This window comes from Streptomyces durocortorensis (genome assembly GCF_016901035.1).
Classification (GTDB): Bacteria; Actinomycetota; Actinomycetes; order Streptomycetales; family Streptomycetaceae; genus Streptomyces; species Streptomyces durocortorensis.
This window is the reverse complement of sequence record NZ_JAFEUF010000020.1, coordinates 43,770-54,242: the sequence shown is the minus strand read 5'-3', so window position 1 is coordinate 54,242 and position 10,473 is coordinate 43,770. Positions and strand designations below refer to the sequence as shown.

The 10,473-nt window shown below is 70.8% G+C and carries 10 protein-coding genes and 1 riboswitch; of the genes, 2 read left to right on the top strand and 8 right to left on the bottom strand.

Annotation, left to right across the window (positions count from 1 at the left end; translation table 11 throughout):
• The 7 genes from JS521_RS06900 to thrC form a co-directional block, all read right to left on the bottom strand.
• Positions 1 to 1,091, bottom strand: a 1,091-nt coding sequence (locus JS521_RS06900; protein ID WP_239486889.1) for an asparagine synthase-related protein, incomplete at its 3' end; no start/stop codon positions are given.
• 50 nt (positions 1,092 to 1,141) lie between these two features.
• Complete coding sequence (locus tag JS521_RS06895) at positions 1,142 to 1,264, bottom strand: keywimysin-related RiPP (protein WP_205081835.1); 123 nt, start codon at positions 1,262 to 1,264, stop codon at positions 1,142 to 1,144.
• Between the two features lie 558 nt (positions 1,265 to 1,822).
• The gene (locus JS521_RS06890; protein ID WP_205081834.1) at positions 1,823 to 2,269 is read right to left on the bottom strand and encodes a hypothetical protein; all 447 of its coding nucleotides are present in this window, start codon (positions 2,267 to 2,269) and stop codon (positions 1,823 to 1,825) included.
• A gap of 257 nt (positions 2,270 to 2,526) precedes the next feature.
• Positions 2,527 to 4,149, bottom strand: a complete 1,623-nt coding sequence (gene groL, locus JS521_RS06885) for a chaperonin GroEL (RefSeq protein ID WP_003967345.1) — start codon at positions 4,147 to 4,149, stop codon at positions 2,527 to 2,529.
• 342 nt (positions 4,150 to 4,491) lie between these two features.
• Entirely contained in the window at positions 4,492 to 4,698 is a 207-nt protein-coding gene (locus JS521_RS06880; RefSeq protein WP_003967346.1) for a cold-shock protein, read from the bottom strand.
• Positions 4,699 to 5,116: 418 nt separating this feature from the next.
• Entirely contained in the window at positions 5,117 to 5,395 is a 279-nt protein-coding gene (locus JS521_RS06875) for a MoaD/ThiS family protein (protein WP_003967347.1), read from the bottom strand.
• 35 nt (positions 5,396 to 5,430) lie between these two features.
• Positions 5,431 to 6,726: a threonine synthase gene (gene thrC / locus JS521_RS06870; RefSeq protein ID WP_205081833.1), complete on the bottom strand. Its 1,296-nt coding sequence runs from the start codon at positions 6,724 to 6,726 to the stop codon at positions 5,431 to 5,433.
• Between the two features lie 18 nt (positions 6,727 to 6,744).
• Positions 6,745 to 6,872, bottom strand: a riboswitch (SAM riboswitch).
• A 153-nt stretch (positions 6,873 to 7,025) separates the two neighbouring features.
• Between thrC and JS521_RS06865 the strand changes: the two genes are divergently transcribed.
• Both JS521_RS06865 and JS521_RS06860 read left to right on the top strand, forming a co-directional pair.
• Positions 7,026 to 7,976 (top strand): glucosyl-3-phosphoglycerate synthase, encoded by a 951-nt coding sequence (locus JS521_RS06865; RefSeq protein WP_205081837.1) that lies wholly within the window; start codon positions 7,026 to 7,028, stop codon positions 7,974 to 7,976.
• Positions 7,977 to 8,029: 53 nt separating this feature from the next.
• On the top strand, positions 8,030 to 9,421 hold the full coding sequence (locus JS521_RS06860; protein ID WP_205081832.1) for an alpha,alpha-trehalose-phosphate synthase (UDP-forming): 1,392 nt from the start codon (positions 8,030 to 8,032) through the stop codon (positions 9,419 to 9,421).
• Between the two features lie 54 nt (positions 9,422 to 9,475).
• Here the strand turns inward: JS521_RS06860 and otsB are convergent, their stop codons facing one another.
• A complete protein-coding gene (gene otsB / locus JS521_RS06855; RefSeq protein ID WP_205081831.1) occupies positions 9,476 to 10,327 on the bottom strand; it encodes a trehalose-phosphatase in 852 nt (283 codons plus the stop codon).
• Positions 10,328 to 10,473 lie beyond the last annotated feature (146 nt).

The window sequence follows — 10,473 nt, the reverse complement described above, 5'->3', positions numbered from 1 at the left end:
TGCCACTCGCCGTCCGTGCCGAGCGCGTACTCCACGGTGTCGACGCCGGAGCCCGGGGGGGGGGGCGCGGGGGGGGCCCCCGCCGGGGCGCTGTTCGCGCTGTGGGCGGTGTGGTGGCCGGGGGCGGGGACGGCCGTCGCGGCCGGGTTCCGTGCCGCCTCGACCGCTCTTCGCGCCCACCTCTCGTCCTCGCTGTACCGGTCCCGGGCAGCCACGGTCAGCAGGGCCAGCGCCTCGGGCCCGGTCTCCCGGGCGGCGAAGGCGAGGGCCGTGGAGTCCAGGCCGCCGGAGAGTTCACAGCTGATCCGGTCCAGGCCGCCGACATGGGCCCGTACGGAGGCGGCGACGGCGTCCCCGACCTTGCGGGCCCCCTCCGCCAGGGGGAGTTCCCCGGGCGGCGGCTCCCACCAGCGGTGCTCCGTGGGACCGGGGACGGCGGCCGTGCCCGGTGCTGCGACGGGCAGGGCCAGGCCATACCCGGCACCGGTCTCGTGAACGCCGCGCCACACGGCGCGGCGGCTCAGGGGGTGCGGCAGGAAGTCCAGCAGCCGGAGCGCCAGCGCGCCCTCGTCCAGGGGCGCGTCGATGAGGCGGGCCAGGGCGGCGGGACGGTCGGAGGCGATGGTTCCGGCATCCGGGTGCCGGGCGTGGTAGATCCGGCGGAGTCCGGTGGCGGTGCCCCGGATCCAGCTCTCCCCGGACAGCCGGGCGATCACGTGGTAGAGGCCGGGCAGCCGGGCGAGGCGGCGTTCCAGGCCGGTCCGGTCGCGAGCGCCCTCCAGGAGCCCGGCGAGCACGGCGTCGGGGACGCGGTCCGGGCCGATGAGGACGAGGGCGTCCTCGCCCCGCGCGAGGTGGCTGGCCTTGCGGACCAGCGTGCGGGCGACGACCCAGGGCCGGCCCGAGGGATGGACGACGGTCAGGGTGTCGCCCACCCCTCGGGCCTGCCCGGCAGCCGCTCCCGGTGCGGAGGCCACCGGCGCGGAGGACCGCCCGGAAGCCGCTCCCGGTGCGGGAAGCCGCCCGGCCGCTGCCGCTCCCGCCACGCTGTCCGGCAGGACGACGAAGTAGTCACGCAGTTGGCCGGGCATCTTCGCCTTTCGGAAGTTCTCACACAGTGCACAGGGAACGGGCCGGCGGATCAGATGATGCGTCGGCTCCAGTACTCCTTGTACGAGCCGACGAAGTAGCCGGCGGTCTTCTTCGAAAAGTCGCCCTGCTTGAACATCGACGGCTTCACATAAGCCTTCTTCTGCTGCTTCATGACACCTTCCCTTCTGTGCGGTTGACGACCGTTATGCCCAACTGGCTTCTGCATAACTGGAGTTATTCATGCGACGGGTGTTCACCGTGCGAACACCAGAGCCATCATGTCCCTCTGCCGAACCGGTACGCATGATTCCGACTTACCGTGCGAAGTTGGCTGGATAGCGCGAGCGACGAGGTCCGGGGCGGGTGCGTTCGGGGCGCGTCCGCCCGGGTCCGGCCGACCGGCCGGCCACCCTGTGCAGTCGCACACCACCCCCACCGAGGAGCCTCGGTGGACTGGACCAATGACTGTTTCCGGTCGCCGGACCGGGCAGTGAGCTGGCAAGAGAAGGACCGGCCGAACCAGGAACCGGAGAACCAGCCGTGAGCGGGCCCCTGAGCGGCTCCTCGGCCGCTTTACCCCAGGGATCGCGGGCGCGCCACCGCCCTCGGCACAGTCGCACCGAAACGTGCTGCCGTACGGGAGTGGCCACGGCAAGTAGTCATTCGGCCACGCGAACCCCGCGCAGCCGCCCGGCCGCCACCGCTCACACGGCCGACAGCCGCCCCGCCCCTACCTCCTGCGCAGCCGGTAGCCGCCCCAGGCCGCCGTTCCCGCGCCCAGAAGCAGCGGGATCATGGCGTAGCCGACGAGCATCGAGGAGTGGGCGTACCAGCGTCCGCCGTCGAACACCTGGGTCGCGGTCATCGTCGCGGGGTCGGTCCGGCCGTCGTGGTCGGCGAAGACGATCCGGGTGCGCTCGATCGATGCCGACCGGGGCACGCCGTCCACGTGGGCGCGCAGCGCCTCCCGGGCCGCCCGGTCGCGCTCGGCCGCGTTGGCGCGCTGCTGGGCGGCGCTCTCGCCGGAGCAGTGCCAGACGGTCTGGCCCTTCTCGGTTCGGACGTCGTGGCATTCGACACGGCCGAAGGTCTCCACCCGCATACCGAGGGCCCCGGAGAGGCCCGTCCCGGTCACCACGGCGAACAGCCCCAGCGCGAACAGCAGGGCACCGCCCACGACGAGCGCGACCCCCGTGAGCCTCCCTCGGCCCGTTCTCCCCGCAGCACCCACGCTCATGCCCGCCCCGCCCCCGTATCCGTACGGCCGTGTCCGTACGGCCGTCCCCTCACGCCAGTGTCCCAAGGAACCCGGACACGCCACAGGGGCGGCACCTCCGGTGAAGGAGATACCGCCCCTGTGGGACGTACTGCGAACGTACGGGGACGTACGCGGAACCTCGGATCAGGCGGGGAGGCCGGAGCCTCCGTGGCTGATCAGAAGTCCATGTCACCGCCCGGCATGCCACCCGGAGCGGCCGCGCCGGCCTTCTCGGGCTTGTCGGCGATGACGGCCTCGGTGGTGAGGAAGAGCGCGGCGATGGACGCGGCGTTCTGCAGAGCGGAGCGCGTGACCTTCGCCGGGTCGAGAATGCCCTCGGCGATCATGTCGACGTACTCGCCGGTCGCGGCGTTGAGGCCGTGACCGATCGGCAGGTTGCGGACCTTCTCCACGACGACGCCGCCCTCAAGACCACCGTTGACGGCGATCTGCTTGAGCGGGGCCTCCAGCGCGAGCTTCACGGCGTTGGCGCCGGTCGCCTCGTCGCCCGTGAGGTCGAGCTTCTCGAAGACGGCCGAGGCCTGGAGCAGAGCCACGCCACCACCGGCGACGATGCCCTCCTCGACGGCGGCCTTGGCGTTGCGCACCGCGTCCTCGATGCGGTGCTTGCGCTCCTTGAGCTCCACCTCGGTGGCGGCGCCGGCCTTGATGACGGCCACGCCGCCGGCCAGCTTCGCGAGGCGCTCCTGGAGCTTCTCGCGGTCGTAGTCCGAGTCGGAGTTCTCGATCTCGGCACGGATCTGGTTGACGCGACCCTGAACCTGGTCGCTGTCACCGGCGCCGTCGACGATCGTCGTCTCGTCCTTGGTGATGACGACCTTGCGGGCGCGGCCGAGCAGGTCCAGGCCGGCGTTCTCCAGCTTGAGACCGACCTCCTCGGAGATCACGGTGCCACCGGTGAGGATGGCGATGTCCGCGAGCATGGCCTTGCGGCGGTCGCCGAAGCCCGGGGCCTTGACGGCGACGGACTTGAACGTGCCCTTGATCTTGTTGACGACCAGGGTGGAGAGCGCCTCGCCCTCGACGTCCTCGGCGATGATCAGCAGGGGCTTGCCCGACTGCATGACCTTCTCCAGCAGCGGGATCAGGTCCTTGACGCTGCCGATCTTCGAGTTGACGATCAGGATGTACGGGTCGTCGAGCGACGCCTCCATACGCTCCATGTCGGTCGCGAAGTAGGCCGAGATGTAGCCCTTGTCGAAGCGCATACCCTCGGTGAGCTCCAGCTCCAGACCGAAGGTCTGGGACTCCTCGACGGTGATGACGCCTTCCTTGCCGACCTTGTCCATCGCCTCGGCGATCTTGGCGCCGATCTCGGTGTCGGCGGCGGAGATGGAGGCGGTCGAAGCGATCTGCTCCTTGGTCTCCACGTCCTTGGCCTGCTCCAGCAGAGCGGCGGAGACGGCCTCGACGGCCTTCTCGATGCCGCGCTTGAGGGCCATCGGGTTGGCGCCTGCGGCGACGTTGCGCAGACCCTCGCGGACGAGAGCCTGGGCGAGAACGGTGGCGGTGGTCGTACCGTCGCCGGCGACGTCGTCCGTCTTCTTGGCGACCTCCTTGACCAGCTCCGCACCGATCTTCTCGTACGGGTCCTCGAGCTCGATCTCCTTGGCGATGGAAACACCATCGTTGGTGATCGTGGGCGCGCCCCACTTCTTCTCGAGGACGACGTTACGGCCCTTGGGGCCGAGGGTGACCTTGACGGCGTCGGCGAGCTGGTTCATCCCGCGCTCGAGACCGCGCCGTGCCTCCTCGTCGAACGCGATGATCTTGGCCATGTGAAGTGGTCCTCCCGGACAGGGGTGGATTTCTCCGGACCGGGAGGCGCCCGCGACGGACGGCCTGCGCGTGTGATGGTTCCTTGCCCCATCGCACCTGCGGGCCTCACCGGCCCGATCCAAGTTCTGTCACTCTCACCTGGAGAGTGCTAACGCCAATGATTAGCACTCGACCCCTGCGAGTGCAAGCGTCCCTCTCCGGATGTGGACAGCGGCGCGCCCCCCGGCAGGCCCCCCGACAGGCCCCGTCAGGGCCGCCCGGACGCGCGTAGGGCCCGATCCCCTGATCCCGGGGTCGGGCCCTACGTGCGTGAGTGGTGTCGTCGGACGACCGCGCCGAGCTCAGCCGACGGCGAGCTTGACCATGTCGGCCTGGGGCCCCTTCTGGCCCTGCGAGATCTCGAATTCAACTCGCTGACCCTCTTCGAGGGTGCGGTACCCGTCCATCTGGATCGCGCTGTAGTGGACGAAAACATCCGCACCACCGTCGACCGCGATGAAGCCGTACCCCTTCTCCGCGTTGAACCACTTGACGGTGCCCTGAGCCATGCCTAACTCCCCTATTACTGGCCCTTGCACGGGACCGCACTTCGCGGGCCCGGGTCGGAACTCACCCTCCGACAGGAGAGGGTGTGCGGCGCCGCAGCGCGTCGACCGCGGCCGAATGTATCCGCCCAACTGCCCTCTGCAACAGGTCAATCGGACGAGAATTCTGGGCATGGGAGAACACGCGAATATGCGGGTTTGCTGAGATTTACGGGCAAGTCGGGCCAGGCAAAGGGCACTTATGCCGCAAGAGGTTCAGGTACTTTGGCTGCTTCTTATCGGGGCCGGGCGCATTCTCATATGCGGGCGGCACAGGCAGCGGGTGGCGCTTCCCCAACTGTACCGCGCTCAACCATGCAGAATTGCCCCCACCCCTTCTCTCGCGGAGGGGGCAACGGTCGTTCGGTCGACGGCTGTCGGATCAGCAGCCGCCGGCCACCGCGGGGATGATCGAGACGCCGGCGCCGTCCGGGGTGGCCGCGTCCAGGCCGCCCTCGAAGCGCACGTCGTCGTCGTTGACGTACACGTTGACGAAGCGGCGCAGCTTGCCCTGGTCGTCCAGAACGCGGGCGGCGATGCCCGGGTGGTCCTTCTCCAGGGACTCGATGACCTCGGAGAGCTTCGCGCCCTCCGCCGGGACCTCGGCCTGGCCGCCCGTGTACGTACGGAGGATGGTGGGGATGCGGACCTTGACGCTCATGGTGGTGCCCTTCTTCCTTCGGTACGGGGTGGTCGTCAGGCGGTGCCGAGGCCCGCGGCGCGGAACGCGTCCAGGCTCGGCTTGATGGTGGCCGTGGCCTGCGAGGTGGCGGAGACCGCGTCGAGCGTCTTGAGGCCGTCACCGGTGTTGACGACGACGGTGGTGAGCGTCGGGTCGATGACACCGGCCTCGATGAGCTTCTTCGTCACGCCGAGCGTCACGCCGCCCGCCGTCTCGCCGAAGATGCCCTCGGTGCGGGCCAGCAGCTTGATCGCGTCGACGACCTGCTCGTCGGTGACGTCCTCCACCGCGCCGCCGGTGCGCCGGGCGATGTCCAGGACGTAGGGGCCGTCCGCCGGGTTGCCGATGGCCAGCGACTTGGCGATGGTGTTCGGCTTCTGGGGGCGGACCACGTCGTGACCGGCCTTGAAGGCGGCGGAGACCGGGGAGCAGCCCTCGGCCTGGGCGCCGAAGATCTTGTACGGCTTGTCCTCGACCAGGCCGAGCTTGATCAGCTCCTGGAGGCCCTTGTCGATCTTCGTGAGCTGCGAGCCGGACGCGATCGGGATGACGATCTGGTCGGGCAGCCGCCAGCCGAGCTGCTCGCAGATCTCGTACGCCAGCGTCTTGGAGCCCTCGCCGTAGTACGGGCGGAGGTTGACGTTGACGAAGCCCCAGCCCTCGCCGAGCGGGTCGCCGATGAGCTCGGAGCAGAAGCGGTTGACGTCGTCGTAATTGCCCTCGATACCGACCAGCTCACCGCCGTACACCGCGGCCATGACGACCTTGCCCTGCTCCAGGTCGTGCGGGATGAACACACAGGAGCGCAGTCCGGCGCGGGCGGCGGCGGCGCCGACGGCTCCGGCCAGGTTGCCCGTGGAGGAGCAGGAGAGGGTGGTGAAACCGAAGGCGCGGGCGGCCTCGACGGCGATCGCGACGACGCGGTCCTTGAAGGAGTGCGTCGGGTTGCCGGAGTCGTCCTTGACGTACAGGCCGCCGGTGACGCCCAGCTCACGGGCGAGGTTGTCGGCCTTGACCAGCTTGGTGAAGCCGGGGTTGATGTTGGGCTTGTCCGCGACGTCGGCGGGGACGGGCAGCAGCGGGGCGTAGCGCCAGATGTTGTCCGGGCCGGCCTCGATGCGCTTGCGCAGCTCCTCCGGGGAGCCGGTGGGCAGGTCGTAGGCCACTTCCAGTGGCCCGAAACAGGACGCACAGGCGAAGAGCGGGCCGAGCTCGAAACGCTCGCCGCACTCGCGGCAGGAAAGCGCCGCGGCGGGACCGAGGTCCGGGGTGGCGGTGGTGGCATTACCTGCGACGGTCTGAACAGCCATGATGGCGGAGGCCCTTTCTCCTCATCTTCCTCGCGACGCATTTCGCCGCAAGACGGAATTGGCACCTTCCCCACCGTGACCTCGCGGTCGGCAGGAGGGTTGCCGGGACTTCAACGGGCCGTTCCCTCAGTCCCTCTGGATGAGCTCTATGGCGCTGGATCTTCGATCCAGGCGTTTATGTGCGGTCCGACCCCGACATGCGACGGTCATCCGCGTTGTTCAAGACTGTAACCGAAGCACCGGACCGTTGAGATAGTCGTCCGAACCGCGAGATGGATCACATACAGGGAGTGCCGACCGTGCTCGAAGAGGTGGAACGCTGGCTGACCAGGCGTTCCTGGTCGTCCGGCGACCGCCCGCTGAACCGGCTCACCGACGCCCGGGCCGCCGACCCGCGCGTCACGTCCGTGAGCGTGGTGCTGCCCGCGCTGAACGAGGAGGCCACGGTCGGCGCGATCGTGGCGACGATCCGCCGCGAGCTGATGGAGAAGGTCCGGCTGGTCGACGAGCTGGTGGTGATCGACTCGGGTTCGACGGACTCGACCGCCGCCGTGGCCCGGGCGGCGGGCGCGCGGGTGGTCCACCGGGACGCGATCCTGCCCCGGATCCCGGCGCTGCCCGGCAAGGGCGAGGTGCTGTGGCGGTCGCTCCTGGTGACCAGCGGCGAGATCGTCTGCTTCGTGGACGCCGACCTCAAGGACTTCTCGGCGGACTTCGTCTCGGGCACGGTCGGCCCGCTGCTCACCGATCCGGCCGTGCAGTTCGTCAAGGCGATGTACGACCGTCCGCTCGGCGACAGCGCAGGCCAGGGCGGCCGGGTCACCGAACTGGTGGCACGCCCGCTGCTCAATCTGCACTGGCCGCAGCTGGCCGGTTTCGTGCAGCCGCTGGGCGGCGAGTACGCGGTGCGGCGCTCCCTGCTGGAGCGGCTCCCGTTCCCGGTCGGTTACGGAGTGGAGCTGGGGCTGCTCGTGGACGCGCTGCACACCGTGGGCCTGGACGCGCTGGGCCAGGTGGACGTGGGGGTGCGGCGCCACCGCCACCAGGACGGGCAGGCGCTGGGCCGGATGGCGGCGGCGATCTACCGCACGGCGCAGCTGCGGCTCTCCCGGGGCCATCTGGTGCGGCCGGCGCTGACCCAGTTCGAGCGCGGCGAGGACGGCTTCGTGCCGCGCACCCATGCGGTGGACACGGAGGAACGGCCGCCGATGCGGGAGATCGCGGAGTACGCGGAGCGCCACGCGGCGTGAGGGAGCCCGGGACGCGCGTTTGGCGGCTTCCCGAACGGGCTAGGTTCCGCTACATGGTCACCGAGCACACGTCTTCCTCGCACGCCCAGGTCCTCGTCGCGTCCAACCGCGGCCCGATCACGTACACGCTCGGCGAGGACGGGACGCTCGACGCCAAGCGCGGCGGCGGCGGGCTCGTCTCCGGGCTGAGCGCCGTCGACGACAAGCTGTGGGTCTGCGCGGCCCTCGGCGACGGCGACCGCGAGGCGGTGCGGCGCGGGGTCGGGGAGCCGGGCGTGCGGATGCTGGACATCGACGCCGAGGTGCACGCCGACGCGTACAACGGCATCGCGAACTCGGTGCTGTGGTTCGTCCACCACCTGCTCTACCAGACGCCCGTCGAGCCGGTCTTCGACACGGAGTTCCGGCGGCAGTGGGCGTCCTACGAGACGTACAACCGGGCCTTCGCCGAGGCACTGGCCGAGGAGGCGGGCCCGGAGGCGACGGTCCTCGTGCAGGACTACCACCTGGCCCTGGTCCCCGGCATGCTCCGCGAGCTGCGCCCGGATCTGAGGATCGGCCACTTCTCGCACACCCCGTGGGCCCCGGTGGACTACTTCCGGCTGCTGCCCGACGACATCGCGGAGCAGTTGCTGCGCGGCATCCTCGGCGCGGACCGGGCCGCGTTCCTGACCCGGCGCTGGGCGGACGCGTTCATCGGCTGCTGTACGGAGATCCTCGGCGGCACGGGCCGGACCAGGATCGGGGTGCACGGCCTGGGGGCCGACGCGGACTTCCTGCGCCGCCGATCGCACGAGGCGGACGTGGACGAGCGGATGGCGGCGCTGCGGGAGCAGGTGGGCGAGGACAGGAAGACCATCGTCCGGGTCGACCGCACCGAGCTGTCCAAGAACATCGTGCGCGGCCTGCACGCGTACCGCACGCTGCTGGAGACCCGCCCCGAGTGGCGCGAGCGCGTCGTCCACATCGCCTTCGCCTACCCCTCCCGCCAGGACCTCGCCGTCTACCGGGACTACACGGCGGCGGTGCAGTCACTGGCCACGGAGATCAACGGGGCGTACGGCACGGAGAGCTGGACTCCGGTCGTCCTCCACGTCAAGGACGACTTCGCCCGGTCCCTGGCCGCGTACCGACTGGCGGACGTGGCCCTGGTCAACCCGATCCGCGACGGCATGAACCTGGTCGCCAAGGAGGTCCCCGTCGTCTCGGACCACGGCTGCGCGCTGGTGCTGTCGCGGGAGGCGGGGGCGTACGAGGAGCTGGGCGAGGACGCGATCGTGGTGAACCCGTACGACGTGGTCGGCACGGCGGAGGCCCTGCACGAGGCACTGGCAATGAGCGCGGACGAGCGGTCCGGCCGCACGAAGCGGCTGGCGGAGGCGGCGACCGCGCTCCCGCCGCAGCAGTGGTTCATGGACCAGCTGGAGGCGCTGCGGCAGGGGTGAAGGGGTTGACGTGAAGGGGTTGACCTACAGGCGGTCCGCCAGGGCCTCCGGGAACTACAGGCGGTCCGCCAGGGCCGCCAGGAAGTCCACCACCGCGGCCGGGCCCGGCACCGACAGGTCGGCGCGCTCGGCCAGTTCGGGCACTTCGGCGCTCCCGCTGCACACCAGGAGACCGGGGATGCCGTCCGGGCCCTCGCTGCGCAGCTTCTCCACCGCGGCGAACGCGGCGAGGTCCCCGAGGTCGTCGCCGGCGTAGATCACGGACTCGGCGTCCAGCTCCGCGACGAACCCGGCGAGCGCGACGCCCTTGTCCATGCCGGGCGGGCGCAACTCCAGCACCAGGCGGCCCGGTTCGACGATCAGCCCATGCCTGGCCGCCAGCTCGCCGAGGGGGCCGCGCAGCGTCTCGAAGGCCGCCTGCGGGTCCTGGGCGCGCCGGGTGTGGACGGCGACGGCCTGGCCCTTCTCCTCGATCCAGGTGCCGTGCCAGGCCCCGAACTCATGGAGTACACCGGGGAGTTCGGCGCGCACCGCGGTGACGCCCGGGTGCGGAGCGGGGGCGTGGACCGTGCCGGTCACCGCGTCCCAACGCTCGGCGCCGTAGTGCCCGAGCACGACGAGGTGCTCCAGGCCGGGGACGCCCGCGAAGCCCCCGTAGCGCACGGCGACGCCCGCCGGGCGGCCGGTGATCACGGCGATCGCGGCGACCTTCGGCGCGAGCGCGGCGAGCGCCTCGACGGTGCCGGGATGGGCGCGGGCCTGCTCGGGGTCCGGGACGATGTCGGCGAGCGTGCCGTCGAAGTCGAGCGCGACGACCGCACGGTCGGGCCGGGCGAGAACGGCGTCGAGCCCCTCGCGGCCGGCCGGGGTGGTCGGGGACGGCAGGTTTTCCGGGTGACTGCCCATGGGTCGAGCCTAACGGGTACGAGGCCCGGGCGCGGGCGGGGCGCGCGCCCGCGCCGCCGGGGGCCCCCCCCCCCCCCCCGCGCCGGCGGCGGGGCGCCCAGGAGACCCCGCCCACAAAAACAGAAAAATAAAAATGATTTACAACG

What these genes read in the sequence shown, in the direction of transcription:
- JS521_RS06860 (WP_205081832.1), top strand. Translation starts at nt 8,030, where the DNA reads ATGGTCACCGAGCACACGTCTTCCTCGCACGCCCAGGTCCTCGTCGCG.
- JS521_RS06895 (WP_205081835.1), bottom strand. Translation starts at nt 1,264, where the DNA reads ATGAAGCAGCAGAAGAAGGCTTATGTGAAGCCGTCGATGTTCAAGCAG.
- thrC (WP_205081833.1), bottom strand. Translation starts at nt 6,726, where the DNA reads ATGGCTGTTCAGACCGTCGCAGGTAATGCCACCACCGCCACCCCGGAC.
- JS521_RS06880 (WP_003967346.1), bottom strand. Translation starts at nt 4,698, where the DNA reads ATGGCTCAGGGCACCGTCAAGTGGTTCAACGCGGAGAAGGGGTACGGC.
- groL (WP_003967345.1), bottom strand. Translation starts at nt 4,149, where the DNA reads ATGGCCAAGATCATCGCGTTCGACGAGGAGGCACGGCGCGGTCTCGAG.
- otsB (WP_205081831.1), bottom strand. Translation starts at nt 10,327, where the DNA reads ATGGGCAGTCACCCGGAAAACCTGCCGTCCCCGACCACCCCGGCCGGC.
- JS521_RS06875 (WP_003967347.1), bottom strand. Translation starts at nt 5,395, where the DNA reads ATGAGCGTCAAGGTCCGCATCCCCACCATCCTCCGTACGTACACGGGC.